The following is a 16453-nucleotide window of genomic DNA, read 5'->3' as shown; positions in this document are numbered from 1 at the left end:
ACTTATTTCATACACAATTAACAATAGTAGCTATATGAAAGAAAAGCTGTTTTCATGGTTAAATCGTAGTTTAGATCCAAATACAGCTATTGGTGTTGCAACTTACGCAGATACTGTTAACGCAGTATGTTTAAAAAAACAACGCGACCAATGGATGGTTCACAGTTCTCACAGTGTAAATGTGTCTGAGCAAACCGATTATACCGCTGCAATTGTTGCTTGTACAAATGAGGTTTCTACTGATATTTGTGCAGTTAATTTAGTCATACCGCACTACTTTTATCAAATAGTGCAAATGGATAAACCAAACCTTAGTGATGAAGAAATTATTCAGTCACTCCCTTGGACTACAAAAGATTTAGTTGATATAGCTTCTGAAAATATTGTGGCTGATTTTATCGATTATCCAATAACGTTACCGATGCAAAGCAGTAAAATGAATGTGTTTATTACGAATAAGCTGCAACTACTTCCGTTTATAGACAGTTTTGAACAAACTAAACCTGTTTTGCGTGCAATGACCTCTGAAGAAATGGTTTTAGTTACCTTGTTTGGCTCATACAAAGAGGCGCATATGCTGATTGTGCAACATGCTAATCATGAACCTCGAATCTTAATTATTCGTGATGGGCAATTAGTATTAGCTAGGCGATTAAATGGTTTTTTGGGTATTTCAGATAAGGATCAAAATCAAGAATTGGTAGAAGCGTTAGGATTAGAAATTCAGCGTTCTATGGACTTTTTTGAAAGCCAGCTCAAGCAACCACCAATTCGCAGCATTCAGTTACAGTGCGATGATTTATCCTCATTAACTCTTAGAGCCGGGCTTGCAGAGTTTTTACAAGTAAAAGTTGTAGATTTTGAGCCTAACTTAGAATTAGCGCAGCAATTAGAGCCAAATTTTTATTATGCGCTTGGGGCAGCCTATCAATTAACAGATCCTGAGTCTGTGCTATGAAAACCCGGATTAACTTTTATCAAAAAACCTTACGCGTACGGCGAGACCCAGTCCCTTTGTCTGGAATGATTACGTTGTGGTTAGGTGCGCTATTAATTATTGCAATCACGTGGGCTTTTTACAGTTATAAAACATATTCTAGTGAGCTTGATTTAGAACAAAATAGGCAATACCTCAAACAAGGAAAAGCTCAGTTAGAAGTTGTAAAACAGCAGTTAGCAGAGAAACAAAATAAAACACTTTTTATTAATGAGCTAAAAACACTTCAGCAAGAGGTTTTGCACAAGCAGCAAATATTTAGCTATTTAGAGCAAAGTTCAGATCAGTCTGCAACCGACTACGCACAGGTAATGCACGATTTAGCTAAGTATCATGAACCTAATATTTGGCTGACCCACATTAAGTTTGTAGGGCAAAGTGTGACGCTTCAGGGTCAAACATCGCAATCAAAATTCTTACCAATTTGGTTTGATAATTTAAAGCAGTCGCCATTTTTTATTGATAAAGAGTTTTCAGTTTTAGAGTTATCTACGCAAGCAGGTGTGAGTGAATTTAATGTAGCGACAGACCTTAGTGATGAGGGCGATAAACCATGAGCCAAACAACAAGTAGCCAGAATAATAAAAATAAAGGTTGGCCATTATGGGTCAAATACCAAGCTCAGTTTGCATCGCTGCAAAAACGTGAGAAGTATTCCACCTTATTTGTTGGTTTGTTTATAGTGATTTACCTCGGTCTCTGGTTCGTTACTTTTCCACAGCAAGATGAAGTTGCCAACATACGTTCAAAGCACAATACAACGCTGCAAGAGTTACAGCAGATAAATGCGCAACTCTCCATGTTAAACCAAGCACTAAACTACGACTACACTAAGGTTTTACGCGGTCAAATTGCACAAACCAGAGATGAATTAGCCGAAATAAATAATCAACTTAATAGTTTTAGCCAAGGCTTTGTAGCTGCTAAAAATGTACCTGCCGTTTTAAAAGATTTGCTCGTAGATAGTAGCGACGTAAAAGTGAGTAGCTTTAATGTAAAACCAGCACGGGCTATCGATGTAGAAAAACTAGGTGAACATGATACGCAAACATTATTTTTTGAGCATCAGATGGTAGTTACTTTGCAAGGTAGCTACTTTAGCTTACAAAAATATTTAGCCGCATTAAAAAATAATCAAGATAAGTTATTAATACAAGAGTTTAGTTATCAGGTACTAGAGTACCCTCAGGCTGAATTAACTTTACAAATTGCTACAGTGAGCGCTAATGAAAAATTTATCGCGTTATAGTATTTGTACTTTGGCTTTTTACATTATTGCGCCGAGTGCGCTTGCGCAACTTCGCGATCCGACTCAGCCAAATATGTTTGTGAGTAACAATAGTCCAGTTAAGCAAAGTACAGAACTTAAATTGCAATCTATTATTAAAAACAGTACAGCATTTAAGGCCATTATTTCAGGCCATATTTATCGAGTTGGTGATGCTGTAGATGATTTTCGGGTGCTAAGCATTAACTCAAAACAGGTTGTGTTAGCAAATGATGATAAACAAATAAAATTAGAATTATATGACTATGAAATTAAAAAATAATTTATCTCATCCGTGGCTTGTTCTTCTATTGTTACCTACATTTTTAACTGCGTGCCATAGCTTTAAACCAGGTAAAGAGGTTAAAAATCATATAGAGCAAGAGTTATCTGAAAGACCTACAGAGCCTAAAGTAATTGTGCCTTTACAAATGCCAAGCGAACTTACACAAAGCTTATTGTCATCTATAAATAATGAGCAAACTATAAGTGATGATTTATCTATAAAGCGTTTTGATGTCGCAGCAAATGATGTTGAAATAGGCGCTTTTTTTGCAGGCTTAACAGACGATACCCCTTTTAGTGTTGCTGTGCATCCTGAGGTAAATGGCACAATTAATTTAAATCTTAAAAGCGTTACGTTTAATGAAGTCATTAATGTTATTAAGCGTATGTATCCTTTAGATATTGTTAATGAAGGACGAATTGTACAAGTACTACCAGCCAAAATGCGCACAGAAACAATACCTGTAAATTATTTAATGATGCAACGCCATGGTCAGTCTACAGTGAGTGTTGTTGCTGGTGGGGTGAGTCAATTTGCACAAAGTGGCAGTGGTTCGAGTGGTTCAAGTTCAGGTAATAGTAACCAGCAAAATAGTGAATTTGGCGGCGATAATCAAAGCTTAGATTTGAATGGTTCTCGAATCCAAACAATTAATAAAAACGATTTTTGGAAGGAATTAGAAGTTGCCCTTAAGTCTTTAATTGGCGCAAGCGATGGGCGCTATGTTGTTGCAAGCCCACAAGCTAGTTTGGTAACCGTAAATGCATTACCAAGCGAAATTAGTCAGCTAAAAGAGTTTTTACGTCAAAGCCAAGAAAACCTGCAACGCCAAGTTATTCTAGAAGCAAAAATAATAGAAGTAACCTTAAAAGATGAGTACCAACAAGGGGTCAACTGGGAGCGCATAGCCAGTGGTTTAGAAGGCGGTATTTCGTTTGCTACAACAGCGGGTTCTACAATTAGTAATAGTATTTCGGCTGCCATTGGCGGAGCGTCATCGCTGACAATTCAAAAGGGTGACTTTAACGGGGTTATTAATTTGCTAGAAACCCAAGGTGATGTGCAAATGTTATCTAACCCTCGCGTTACGGCTACAAACAACCAAAAAGCAGTTATAAAAGTAGGGCAAGACGAATACTTTGTTACTAATGTATCAAGTACGACGGTAACAGGTACTGCTACAACTACCTCGCCTGAGATTGATTTAACGCCGTTCTTTTCTGGTATTGCGCTTGATGTAACGCCGCAAATTGACAAGTACGGCTCAGTCATCTTGCATGTTCACCCTTCAGTAACTGAAACAGAAGAGCAGCTAAAGGTAATTACTTTAGACGATCAACGTTTTGAATTACCTCTAGCGCAGAGCAACATTCGAGAATCAGATACCGTTATTCGCGCTCAAAGTGGCGAAATAGTGGTTATTGGTGGTTTGATGCAAACGTCAACACAGGATGAAGAATCAAAAACACCCGTGCTGGGTGATATCCCCATATTTGGCAACTTATTCAAAAGTATTCGTAAACGCCAAGAGAAAAAAGAACTAATTATTTTAATCAAACCAACCGTTGTTATGCCCGATACTTGGAAAAAACAACAAGGTGAAAGCCGTCAGCTTTTAAAAACATGGTATGAAAACTAACTATGTATTTAAGCTTTTTTAATTTAAGTGAAATGCCTTTCACGCTAACCCCTAACACACAATTTTTTTGTGCACTTGAACCGCACCACGAAGCGATGCAAGTGCTAACAACAGCCATTGAAATGGGTGAAGGGTTTATTAAAGTCACCGGTGAAGTTGGGACAGGTAAAACGTTGCTTTGTAGAAAGCTATTAAACCAACTTGAGCCAGATTACATTGTGGCTTATTTACCTAACTCTTATTTAAGTCCTGAAGAGCTTAGATGGGCGATTGCAATTGAACTGGGTATGGATGTAGATAAAGCATTGGACCAACAAGCACTAGGGCAGCTTATAAATCATCACTTACTCGACTTACAAGAAGATAATGAACGCGTAGTGCTTTTGATAGATGAGGCGCAATGCTTGAGTTGGGAGACTCTAGAGGCGCTGAGATTATTTACAAACTTAGAAACAGAAAGCGAAAAACTAATTCAAGTGGTGTTATTTGGGCAACCTGAACTTGATGAAAAACTGGCAAATAATAAAGTAAGGCAGTTACGCCAACGTATTAGTTTTTCGTATAAATTACGGGCGATGACTGGCGCTGAGGTTGTTTATTATATTAATCATCGCTTACAAGTTGCAGGGTTTAATAGGCCTCCTTTATTTAATAATAGTATGGGGCTTAAGATTGCCAGAGCAAGTCGTGGAATTCCTAGGTTAGTTAATATTTTATGCCACAAAGCACTATTACAAGCTTATGGGGAAGGGTTAAATACAATAACAAATCGCCATATTCAGCTTGCCATAAAAGATACCGAAGACTGCGCAAAATATCGAACCGGTCAATATTGGAGCTACAGCGCGTTAATGTTTAGTGTTTTAGCTATTGCTGCCATATGGGTATGGAGGCAGTGGTTATGAGCGTTATAAATAATATGCTTAAAAATATTGAGCAACGTGAAGCTAAACAAGTGAATATTCAAGAAGGTATAAGCGTAAAGCCAATATATGATGTAAAAAACATTGTATTTAAAGCCGCAATTTTACTTATTATGCTAAGTGTCATTTTTTTAGCATACCTGTATTTACCGACCGCCGACAAAAAAGAAACTCAACGTGAATCTGTGCTACCACAGCAAAAAATGGTTGCGGTTTTGAGCTCTAATTTATCTGATTTTCAAGATGAAAAAAGCACTGTAGAGCCTTTAGTTGAGCAAGAAGTTGTGAAGAAGGCTGTGCAAGTTAAGCAAATAAAACCAGAAGTGAATGATTTAGCTGAATCCAAGTTGAGTGAAGCAACATCACTGGTTTCTCAACCAACGGCTGAGCCGGTTGTAATTGCCGAGGTTAAACAAAGCCCTGCACTAGCTAAAGATAATATGTTAGTGGCTAGCAAAGTTATTGTCAGCAAGCCAAAAACTACTTCAGTGACTAAAACTGAGCCACAAAATACTATGATCAAAAGCGCAGCAGAAACTAAGTCACCACAGGCTTTATTGGTCGAGCAATTAGCAGCAGCTAAACAGGCAATACAGTTTGGCTTATACAACGAAGCTATTAGTGATTTAAACATTATTTTAGCGCAATCGCCTTTACATGTTGAGGCTCGAAATTTACTGGCTGCAACTTACTTTAAACAACAAGATATAAATTCTGCACAGCAGGTTTTGCAATCAGGTATTCGCCAAAACCCTAACGTACTTGAATGGCGTGTAATGCTAAGCAAAATACTCATTATGCAACAACAGTATGAAGGAGTATTACTGCTTTTAAGTGATGAATTTGAATCCCAGGCGAATCTTGATTTTTGGGTGCTGCAAGGTACTGCTGCGCAAAGTGCGAGTAAGCACCACAAAGCACTTGAAAGCTTTAAACATCTTACACAGCTCCAGCCTAGTCAAGCCAAGTGGTGGCTTGCACTTGCAACCTCAAAAGATGCACTAGGAGAGTACCTCGATGCTAAACAGCTTTATAAAGTAGCTCTAGATTTAGGTGGGTTAAATACCGCTATGACCCAGCATGCATTACAGCGTTTAGTTGCACTAAAGGAGGCCGTATGAGACCTAGTTTAAAAATGCGCTTAGGCGATTTACTTGTCCACGAACACATGATCACCGAAGCGCAACTAAGTGAAGCATTAAATGTTCAAGCTGCAACGGGCCGTAAATTAGGTTCGACACTTATTACACTTGAGTTTATTAGTGAGCCACAATTATTACGCTTTTTAGCGCAGCAATTACAGGTACCTTTTTTAGATATATCACAGCGAAAAATATCACACGATGTATCTAAGCTTTTATCTGAGGTATATGCGCGTCGTTACAGAGCACTAGTAATCGAAGACAATGGTGACTCTGTTTTGGTCGGGATGAGCGATCCTGCTGATTTAAGGGGCCTTGATCAACTTGCGACTATGCTTGCTCCTAAACGAATAGATTTAGCTGTTGTACAAGAAAGCCAAATCATGGCTGCGTTTGACAACGTATATCGCCGCACAGATGAAATTACCAACTTTGCAGCACAACTCCATGAAGAATATCAAGACGTAGAAGAATTTGATTTAAACTCTTTAGGTGATGAGACATCCGATGCAACCGTTGTAAAGTTACTGCAATCAATATTTGAGGACGCTGTGCAAGTTCGCGCATCTGATATTCACATTGAGCCAGATGAAGGTTTGCTTCGCATTCGTCAACGTGTAGATGGAATATTACAAGAGCACACTCTTAACCAAGTAAAAATAGCATCGGCACTAGTGCTACGTTTAAAGCTTATGTCGGGATTAGATATATCTGAAAAACGCCTCCCTCAAGATGGCCGGTTTAATATAAAAGTGCGCAGCCATAGTATTGATGTGCGCCTATCTACCATGCCGGTTCAGCATGGTGAATCAGTTGTAATGCGTTTGCTTGATCAATCTGCAGGATTATTATCGTTAGATGAAACAGGCATGCCGGCACACATATTAAAACGTGTGCGCAGTATTATAAAACGCCCACATGGCATGGTTTTAGTTACTGGGCCAACAGGCTCGGGTAAAACAACCACACTTTATGGTGCATTAAGTGAGTTAAACCAACAAGAAAGTAAAATTATTACCGTAGAGGATCCCGTTGAGTATCGTATTGGACGTATTAACCAGGTACAAATAAATAATAAAATAGGGCTAAGTTTTGCCAGTATTTTACGGACCGCTCTAAGGCAAGATCCTGACATCATAATGGTTGGCGAAATGCGTGACCAAGAAACCGTAGATATTGGATTAAGGGCCGCTTTAACAGGCCACCTAGTACTATCAACGTTACATACCAATGATGCAATTACCAGCGCTATGCGCTTAATCGACATGGGTGCACCGGCTTACTTAGTCGCAAGTTCACTGCGAGCGATTATTGCTCAGCGATTAGTAAGGCGAGTATGTAATGACTGTAGAGTACCGTACTTGCCAGATCGCCAAGAAATAAGTTGGTTAAAATATTTAGGCGAAGAGATTACAGATGCTCAATTTTCTAAAGGGCAAGGTTGCACAGCATGTAATCACACTGGTTATAAAGGACGTGTAGGTATTTTTGAGTTGCTCGAAATGGATGATGCAATGATGGATGCATTGCGCGCTAACGATACACAAGGCTTTGCAAAGGCTGCTAAAAATAGTGCTAACTTTTCACCACTCTCGGCTATGGCATTAAATTACGCTAAGAAAGGTATTACCTCTTTAGATGAAGTATTTAAAGTGGCTGAATATATCCCAGAAATAGTAGGGGATATTGATGCAACTATATAGCTATAAAGCGAAAGACAGCAAAGGTGTATTGGTAAAAGGCCAATTAGAAGCGAGTAACCAAGCTGGCGTAGCTGATAGTTTAATGAAGCGTCAATTTATACCCATATCAATTTCTTTAGTTGAAACAAAAAATAATATTAAAATTTTTGATAATTTATTTGTCGAAAAAATAACGCTAGACGACATGATTATGTTTTCTAGACAAATGTATTCGCTACTAAAAGCGGGTATTCCAATTATACGAGCAATGATTGGATTGGCAGATACAACACAAAATAAAGAATTTAAAAATGTATTGATGGAAGTTACCAGGCAACTTGAGCAAGGCCGCGACTTATCCAGTGCAATGGCAATTCATAACGAGGTATTTAGCCGCTTAACCGTGTCAATGGTAATGGTTGGTGAAGGTTCTGGCCGATTAGAAGATGCATTTTATCAACTCGCTATTTACTTTGAAAAAGAACAGGAAACTCGCAAACGAATAAAAGCAGCTATGCGCTACCCTACTTTTGTTATTTTGGCTCTTGTAGCAGCGATGGTTATTTTAAATATTTTTGTAATTCCTACCTTTGCTAGCATGTTTGCCAAATTCGATGCCGAATTGCCGTTAATGACTCAAATATTAATTGGTACTAGCAGCTTTTTTGTTAATTACTGGTGGTTATTGTTGGTAATGGGTATTGGAGCGGTATTTGCGTGGAAGCGTTATTTAAATACAGATGCCGGGCGCTTCAAGTGGGATCAATATAAATTAAAAATTCCATTTATTGGAGATATTTTAAAACGCACATTGCTTGCGCGCTACAGCCAAAGTCTAGCTATGGTATTGCGCTCTGGCGTACCTATGACCACGGGGTTATCGCTAACAGCGCATGCCGTAGATAATAGCTATATGGAAAAAGCGATTATAACTATGCGCCAAGATATAGAAAAAGGCGATAGCTTACTTAGAGCCTCAAAAAGTTCTGAGCTGTTTTCTCAGCTTGTATTACAGATGGTCGCCGTAGGTGAAGAAACAGGCCGGGTTGATGAGTTACTTCAAGAAGCAGCTGATTATTATGAGCGTGAAGTTGATTACGACCTACGTAGTTTAACCGCCAAAATAGAACCTATTTTAACTGTGTTTGTTGCCATTATGGTGCTGATTTTAGCATTGGGTATTTTTATGCCGATGTGGAACATGATGTCGGCAATTAAAGGGAATTAAGGTGAACACAACCACAGCTTACTCAAAAGGTTTCTCATTATTTGAGTTAGTTATTGTTGTTATTTTACTGGCAGTAATTTTGAGCTTTGCTATACCTCAATATATAGGTATTAAAAATCAAGCGCATAATGCAAGCGTAGATGCTATTGCGGGTAGTTTTTCATCGGCTGTTGGGATGGTTAGAGGTCAATGGGAGTTAGAAGGGAGGCCAAATAGTAAGTCAAATAAAACATTTGTTAATTATGGAGGAGTAATAGTTGGTGTTGATGGATCGTTAGGTACACCAACGAGTGACGAAACAGAAAAAAAAGATACTCGTGCAGAGTCTATAAATGCTCATAAATGCCGCCAAGTATTAAATGTAATTTTACAAGATGCACCAAGTAGTACCTCAAGTAGTGAAATATCGATAATAAAAAGTGTAAGTTTTTTAGTTAGGTACAATGCAGAAAGTACGCAATGCGTCTATTATTTAACTCATACCATTGATATTAAAAGTATACCTACCAATACGGGTGAAATATCAGGTTTAACAGGTTTTTCATACTTTGCTAAAACAGGCAAAGTAAAAATATTTAAAAACTAAGTAATTAAAAAGAGGCTTATTTATGAAAACGCAATCGTTAAAAAGTTTACCAATGAATAAACAAGCAGGTTTTACACTTGTTGAATTGATCATCGTAATTGTTATTTTGGGCATTTTAGCTGTTACTGCAGCACCTCGTTTTTTAAACTTGCAAGGTGATGCAAATGCTTCAACACTCGAAGGCTTACAAGGGTCGATTCGCAGTGGTATGAATATTGTAAATGGTAAGTCTATTATTGCTAGTGATCACAAAAAGGCAACGGCTACAGTTACTGTAGATACTGGTGTACCAGTACCTACTGTTTATGGTTACCCAGCAGCAACACTTGCTGCATTTGAAGCATTTTTAGATGTTAGCTTTGCTCCATCTACAGCACCAGACACAGATGACTTTAATATTGATGCGACAACAACAGGAACAGTTATTATATACCCTAATAGTTACATTGCTGATGATGAGTGCAGAATTGAATACATACAAGCAACTGCAACTACAGGGCCTGTTGTAGTAACGGCTCCTACAATTAATATTTTTACTGATGAATGTTAATTAATATTAAATGATAAGCAGTAGTAAGCAACGATTGCGTGGCTTCACACTCATTGAGTTAATTATTACTCTAGTGATATTGGGAATACTGTCGGTAACGGCAGTTCCCAAATTTCTGGGCAGCTCAACAGAAGATGCATACTCATATCGAGACCGTACTTTAAATGCACTGAGAACAGTGCAGTTACGTGCAATGCAAAATACAGCGACAACAAGTTGCCATACGCTTTATATAACCTCCACACTTATTGCTCCCCCCACACCTGATACATGTATCGGTGGCGCAGATACCAACAACACCGTTCATTTAGTGGTACAAATAAACACGCAAAGAAGTGACATAACATTTAGCGCTTTAGATAGTAACGCGAATATTTTTACCCAAATTAGTTTTGATCCTTTAGGTAAATCAAATCAAACTTGTACTACGCAGTGTCGAATAGACGTTGGATTAGCTGGCGTATGCATAAGTGGTGAAGGGCTTATATATGCGTGCCCTTAAAGTAAAAGGTTTCACTTTAATTGAGCTTATTATTGGCATAGTCATGTTTGCTATTGCATTAAGCATTATTACCGCGCTCATTGCCCCGCAAGCAAAAAAAAGTGCAGAGCCAATTATTGCTTTAAGAGCCTCTGAATTTGGTCAATCACTAATGAACGAAATTCAAAGTAAATCGTTTGATGAGCACAGTGATAGAAGCGCTCCTTTTAGGCGTTGCGGCGAAACAACTTTGGGTGCAGAGCCCTGTACAGCAGCAGGCGATTTAGGCACCGACTCAGAATCTCGAACTAGTTATAACGATGTAGATGACTATATTGTACTTTCTAACCAACCTATTACTAATAGCTTAGGTGAGGTGTTAAGCGAATACAGTGACTTTAACTTAGTTATTACAGTCCAGTACGATAGCGACTTTAACGAATTGACCATCAACGATGGCACAACCTTTAAGCGTATTACTATTGAAGTAACATCACCCTTAGGCGAAGTTTACGGATTTAGTGCATATAAAGGGAATTACTAATGCAAAGAGCTAAATACCAAAATGCATTTACCCTTATAGAGCTATTACTTGTCATGGTTATTATTGGTGTTTTAGCCGTAAGTGCATTTTCGTTTATTGGTGCTGGGGTCAGCATTTACTCACAAGGTATTGAACGCCAAGAAGCAGTAGCTCAGGCCCGCTTTTTAATAACGCGACTTAGTAAAGAGCTTCGCCACGCTACGCCAAACTCATTAAGGCTCTCTTGCAATAACAGCACTAGCGGAGCATGTAGTGCTCAGCAGTGCTTAGAATTTACGCCGTTTTTATCAGCGACTCACTATACAAATTACCTACCTACCGTAGCGCCTTTTAATGTTAGCGCTGTTGATTTTGAACTTAATAATTTAACGCAGCCGCAAGCTGGAGATTGGGCAACTATTTACCCATTAAGCAGTGCTGATATATATGATGAAAATAATAGTAAGCGCTTGCAAGTATCAGCATTTAATAGTTCAGCGAGCGAAATTGATGAGTGGCAATTTAGTAAAGCATTTGCCCAAGAGTCGCCGAGTAAACGCCTTTATTTACTTTCAGAACCGGTAAGTTTTTGCGTTGAAGGGCAGTATTTATATAGATATACCAATTACGGTTTTACTATTAATCAATTAGATGCCGTGAGCTTACAAATAAGCAGTGGTGTTAAACGTGATTTATTAGGTATTTACATTGCCAATAATTTAGCGAGCGATTTATTTTTTACTCTTGATGCGCTCTCCTTACAAAGAAACGCTGTGCTTAATGTGAATGCGCAAATGCAATTTAACGATACTGAAGTAATGAACTTTAATCATGAGGTACATATTCCTAATGTACCTTAAAAAAAATCCTCACGGAAAAGCCTTAGCCAGTAAACAAAAAGGGAACTTAATAATTGTTTCTTTGGTAATTATTGTTGCTTTATTAGCACTAGGATTAGCATTAGTTAAAGTGCTTTCTGGTGCATCTCAACAAAATACAATTGAGTACTATGGGGCTCGCGCTTTTATGGCAGCACAAAGCGGCCTAGAAAGTGGTTTAACGCAACTATTTCCAATAAATAGCTCAGTTCAAAGCTGTACATCAGTTACTACTGATTTAACCTTCCAAGCTGCATATTTAGCTAACTGTAAGGTCGAAGTGAATTGTAGCGAATATATAGGCTTACCCGATAGCAGTACGGCGAATGGACTTGTGAATATATATTATCTACAAAGCAGTGCAACGTGCGCCGCAATTGATTGCCCTGCAGGGAGTAGCTGCAGAAAAGATTATTGGCAAACACAAAGAACGCTCAGTGTGGAGGCTAAAACTTTACCATGATGAAAAATGCATTAGTCATTATATTTTTTAGCTGCGTGTTGCTTTGTAATTACGCAAACGCGGTACCGCCTAAAATTGAAGGGCGCTATATTGAGCTGCAAGACACATACACATCACCTATTTGGACAAAAATAAATTTTCAACAGCAATACATAACACCTCCTGCTGTTTTTATGCTCTCAACAAACCAAGGCGGAAACCCCGCAATAATAAGAATACGTAATATAACCACAACCAGCTTTGAGGCACTACCTCTTGAGCCTTCGGGTGAGGATGGTGAGCACGTTACGATGGGAGCTCATTATTTGGCTGTTGAATATGGCGTACATGAGTTTCCTGATGGAACAATCATGGAAGTAGGAAGTACCGATTTATTATTAGAGCTACAGTATGGTCCTAAGTCAGGCTTCTCCCCATTTACGCCAAAAGGTTATAAACAGTTAATCTTTGCTGAGCCATTTTCACAAAGGCCGAACTTTTTCCATTCATTACAAACGCTCAACAGCATAGATAGTAATCCACCTACTCAAGCATTAGTGCCTTTTTTGACCGTTGCAGTAGAAAGTAATTCTTTATCTGCTAGCGGCGTTAATATTGCTTTAGAAGCATCTGAAACAGCACTTGGGCTTATAAAAACCGAAACTGTTGCCTATATGGCCGTAGAGCCTGGAAGTAACCGCGTATTTACAGACGATAATGGACTTGAAGTGTCCTGGGAAACTTTTTTCACAGGCTTTGAAGTTGACGGTTGGAGCAATGGCTGTAATTACTTTAGTTTTACTAATAATTTTAGTGTGGCTCCGTTAGTTGTAGCAAGTAAAAACTCACGCCAAGAAGATGATGGCGGGTGGCTACGCAGCTGTAACCTAAGGACCGACAGGTTAGGGCTAGTTGTTGACGAAGATCGTGATGGCGATAACGAGCGCCGTCACGTAAACGAGGAAGCATCAATACTCGCCATGACCAGTACCTTTGTATTTAATGGTGATATTTTAGATTGTGATACGCTATTCCCAGGCGCTATTTCTACTTATAACAATGGTGAAGTGCAGCTGGTGCAGGGAGTAGAAATAACCGATGGTAATGCGCAGTTTGTCACTACCACAAGTTTAATTTCTACAGCGCTGACAAGCCCTCCTTTGTGTAATGGTCAGGCGTGTGTTGCTGGTGGTTATAACTCTTTAGAACCGAATCAAGCGGCGCAGGTGCCAACGGTTACAAATGATGGTAGCTCAACAGGGCCCGTACCTACTTCTTTAGCTGGCGACTATTATTACAATGAGTTGCAGTTAAGTATGCTGGAAACACAATACAGAGTAACAGCGCCTACACGTATTTTTTTAAAAGACACAACCTCACTTCTATCAACTTCATTTTTGAATATAGGTAAAACAAATATAGTAGTAGAAACTGGCGCGTACTTGGCTATTTATGTGGATGGTGCGGTTGCTATTGCAGCCGATGCAAATATTGCGGGCTATATTGTTGCAACTGGTGAGGTAAGAATCGCTCAAAATGTAACGTATCAGGGATCAATTACATCGGCTACTCAAATTATTACCGAAGGGAGTTCAACGTTTGACGCTCTACCAGTACCCGAAAGTATCCCTGGTTTTTGTGGTATTTATACACCAGAAACACTGGATCATTATCGTTTAACAATAAGCGATAACAAAGGTCTAACGTGTGAAGCTAAAGAAATGACACTAACAGCCTGCGCTAATGATGCCTGCGATTTATTATTTGCGGAACCCTCTAGTTTAAACCTTTCTCCAGATAATAGTGGTCAGCAAAGTTGGGTTACGGGGGAGAATATTAATTTTACAGGATCAGCGGTTGTCGAATTTGCTAAACGCACCACAGGCAGTGTTACATTTGGATATAACACTGCTGATCCTTCTGCACCTCTTCGTTGTTATATCGGTGGTAATAATGTTGGTTTGAGTGGCTGTAAAGTTACGTTTTCTGATGCTGGATTTATTTTTAATAATGATACAGATGGAAATACTACAATTCCTACTCAGTTATCAGCAAAGCCTTCAAATACTGGATTTAATGCAAAAGCGCTATCTATTCAAGCGGTAAAAACAAATACCACTACGGGCGTATGCGAAGCTGCATTTCCCGCTGGTGGCGATGTAAGCTTAGATTTATCGTATACATGCAGTACTGGTGCAAGTTGCTCCGATACGGTTTCACTTAGTAATAACAATAATACCTTTGCGGTAGAGCAAGCCTCTAAATCATTCATACTTAACTTTGATAGTGAGTCTAAAGCCCCGATTGTTATAAATTACCCCGATGCAGGAAAGTTGAGTTTAAATGTAAATACCAATTTAATTTTAGACCCACTAACTAATTTATCAGTAAATTTAACGGGTAGTTCAAATGAATATGTCGTAAAACCATTTGGATTAGCCATGGAGGTAGCAAGTGATGGTTATGCAGCAGACGCTGATGGAAGCTTATTTAGATTAACGGGCGAAGCATTCGATTTAAAAATGAATGCGGTGCAGTGGCAAACAGGGCAAGACACTAACAACGATGGTTTCCCAGACAACTACAGCAATATTACAAATAACATCATTGCCAAGCATTTTATGACAGAGCAACCACTTGTAGAGGCATTACTTAAAGCGCCTACGCCAGGCATTCAAGGTACGCTTGAAGCGATGAGCACTGTTGCCTTTAATGACACAGGTAGTTTGAGTGAATCCGTATCGCAATATAATTACGACCAAGTTGGCATCATTGATTTAACAGCAAGCCTTCAAGATGCCGATTATTTTGGTGTGGGAGACGTAAAAGGTGAGCTATACAACGTTGGCCGCTTTGCACCTTCACAGTTTCAAATATTAGGTGTGCAAGCCGCAGCGCAATGTACACGTTATGGCAGTAATTTAACTTACCTTGATCAACCTTTTGAACTTGGCTTTACAGTACAAGCACAAAATCAAAATGGTGAGCTAATGGCCAATTATAAAGAGGGCTTTGATAAGTCCAGTGTAGCCATCAATGCCGAAAATAATGAAATAGCTAACTATGTACCCGCAACTAATTTTGCTAGCCGCTTAGTAAACCTAGGAAATAATAACTGGGGAGAGATAAGTGACGGCCAATGGCAAATGAGCCAAATAAATACCACACTTAAAAGATTAGGTGTAGGGCAACCAGATGGGCCATTTGCTATGGTGAGCTTAATGGTAACGCTTTCTGACATAGAAGGGGCAACACTAATTGATGCAAATGATAAACCTAATACACAAACAGCATGCTCGGGTGGTTGTAATAGCGTACGACTAAATGCATTACCAATAGAGTTTAGGTTTGGACGCTTAGTCCTTGGCAATAACGCAGGCTCCGATCTCGACCCTTTACTTATTCCTATGCAGGCTCAGTATTACAACGGCAGTGGATTTGTAAATAACGCTGAAGATAATTGTAGTGTATTTGATCATACCCAAATCACTCAAATATCACCTAGCAGCCCACAATTAACCTATAAATATGGGACTGGTGTATCTGGCCAGCTAGAAGCGGGAGTGTATCCGGCAGATAACGGTATTTATGCACAGCCAAATGGTTTGGGTGAATTTACCTTAGAATATAATACTTATGATTGGTTAAAGTGGGATTGGCAGGGCGATGGAACACAGCTCTATCCTCGTACTATTTTACAATTTGGACGCTTTAGAGGAAATGATCGGGTTATTTACTGGCGTGAAACACGCGAATAGTTGTAAACTAATATAATAATTGAACAAAGCTTGTGTTTTGTGCTGCAAGTACATAGCATAAGGCTTTAATT

The 16453-nt window shown here is 38.9% G+C and carries 16 protein-coding genes; all 16 read left to right on the top strand.

The window, feature by feature from the left end:
• Positions 1-34: 34 nt before the first annotated feature.
• Genes I6F66_RS06145 through I6F66_RS06070 form a run of 16 tightly spaced genes read left to right on the top strand, consistent with a single transcriptional unit; the run spans position 35 to position 16382 of the window.
• Positions 35-958, top strand: coding sequence for a hypothetical protein (locus tag I6F66_RS06145; protein ID WP_007586312.1), 924 nt, complete (start codon positions 35-37; stop codon positions 956-958).
• Positions 955-1554, top strand: coding sequence for a PilN domain-containing protein (locus I6F66_RS06140; RefSeq protein ID WP_225305713.1), 600 nt, complete (start codon positions 955-957; stop codon positions 1552-1554). The genes I6F66_RS06145 and I6F66_RS06140 overlap by 4 nt, the downstream gene beginning before the upstream one ends.
• Positions 1551-2246 (top strand): agglutinin biogenesis protein MshJ, encoded by a 696-nt coding sequence (locus I6F66_RS06135; protein ID WP_197208934.1) that lies wholly within the window; start codon positions 1551-1553, stop codon positions 2244-2246. Before I6F66_RS06140 ends, I6F66_RS06135 begins: the two co-directional genes overlap by 4 nt.
• On the top strand, positions 2224-2547 hold the full coding sequence (locus tag I6F66_RS06130; RefSeq protein ID WP_007586318.1) for a hypothetical protein: 324 nt from the start codon (positions 2224-2226) through the stop codon (positions 2545-2547). The genes I6F66_RS06135 and I6F66_RS06130 overlap by 23 nt, the downstream gene beginning before the upstream one ends.
• Positions 2525-4189, top strand: a complete 1665-nt coding sequence (gene mshL, locus I6F66_RS06125; RefSeq protein WP_101217852.1) for a pilus (MSHA type) biogenesis protein MshL — start codon at positions 2525-2527, stop codon at positions 4187-4189. Before I6F66_RS06130 ends, mshL begins: the two co-directional genes overlap by 23 nt.
• Before the next feature lie 2 nt (positions 4190-4191).
• Positions 4192-5094, top strand: a complete 903-nt coding sequence (locus tag I6F66_RS06120; RefSeq protein ID WP_007586321.1) for an ExeA family protein — start codon at positions 4192-4194, stop codon at positions 5092-5094.
• The gene (locus I6F66_RS06115) at positions 5091-6233 is read left to right on the top strand and encodes a tetratricopeptide repeat protein (protein WP_197208933.1); all 1143 of its coding nucleotides are present in this window, start codon (positions 5091-5093) and stop codon (positions 6231-6233) included. Before I6F66_RS06120 ends, I6F66_RS06115 begins: the two co-directional genes overlap by 4 nt.
• Complete coding sequence (locus I6F66_RS06110) at positions 6230-7957, top strand: GspE/PulE family protein (RefSeq protein WP_024594461.1); 1728 nt, start codon at positions 6230-6232, stop codon at positions 7955-7957. The genes I6F66_RS06115 and I6F66_RS06110 overlap by 4 nt, the downstream gene beginning before the upstream one ends.
• A complete protein-coding gene (locus tag I6F66_RS06105) occupies positions 7944-9164 on the top strand; it encodes a type II secretion system F family protein (RefSeq protein WP_010553774.1) in 1221 nt (406 codons plus the stop codon). The genes I6F66_RS06110 and I6F66_RS06105 overlap by 14 nt, the downstream gene beginning before the upstream one ends.
• Position 9165: 1 nt before the next feature.
• Positions 9166-9750: a Tfp pilus assembly protein FimT/FimU gene (locus I6F66_RS06100; RefSeq protein WP_165728125.1), complete on the top strand. Its 585-nt coding sequence runs from the start codon at positions 9166-9168 to the stop codon at positions 9748-9750.
• 22 nt (positions 9751-9772) lie between these two features.
• Positions 9773-10300: a prepilin-type N-terminal cleavage/methylation domain-containing protein gene (locus I6F66_RS06095; RefSeq protein ID WP_010553772.1), complete on the top strand. Its 528-nt coding sequence runs from the start codon at positions 9773-9775 to the stop codon at positions 10298-10300.
• Positions 10301-10310: 10 nt separating this feature from the next.
• A complete protein-coding gene (locus I6F66_RS06090; RefSeq protein WP_197119278.1) occupies positions 10311-10802 on the top strand; it encodes a type II secretion system protein in 492 nt (163 codons plus the stop codon).
• The gene (locus I6F66_RS06085) at positions 10789-11325 is read left to right on the top strand and encodes a type II secretion system protein (protein WP_165728127.1); all 537 of its coding nucleotides are present in this window, start codon (positions 10789-10791) and stop codon (positions 11323-11325) included. The genes I6F66_RS06090 and I6F66_RS06085 overlap by 14 nt, the downstream gene beginning before the upstream one ends.
• Positions 11325-12164, top strand: coding sequence for a type II secretion system protein J (locus I6F66_RS06080; protein WP_197208932.1), 840 nt, complete (start codon positions 11325-11327; stop codon positions 12162-12164). The genes I6F66_RS06085 and I6F66_RS06080 overlap by 1 nt, the downstream gene beginning before the upstream one ends.
• The gene (locus tag I6F66_RS06075) at positions 12154-12645 is read left to right on the top strand and encodes an agglutinin biogenesis protein MshP (RefSeq protein WP_165728129.1); all 492 of its coding nucleotides are present in this window, start codon (positions 12154-12156) and stop codon (positions 12643-12645) included. The genes I6F66_RS06080 and I6F66_RS06075 overlap by 11 nt, the downstream gene beginning before the upstream one ends.
• Positions 12642-16382 (top strand): H-type lectin domain-containing protein, encoded by a 3741-nt coding sequence (locus tag I6F66_RS06070; protein WP_197208931.1) that lies wholly within the window; start codon positions 12642-12644, stop codon positions 16380-16382. Before I6F66_RS06075 ends, I6F66_RS06070 begins: the two co-directional genes overlap by 4 nt.
• Positions 16383-16453: the final 71 nt, after the last annotated feature.

It is taken from the genome of Pseudoalteromonas sp. NZS100_1, from assembly GCF_015864285.1.
GTDB classification, from domain to species: Bacteria; Pseudomonadota; Gammaproteobacteria; order Enterobacterales; family Alteromonadaceae; genus Pseudoalteromonas; species Pseudoalteromonas arctica.
Note: the sequence above shows the minus strand (reverse complement) of the source record. Positions and strands in the feature narration are given on the sequence as shown.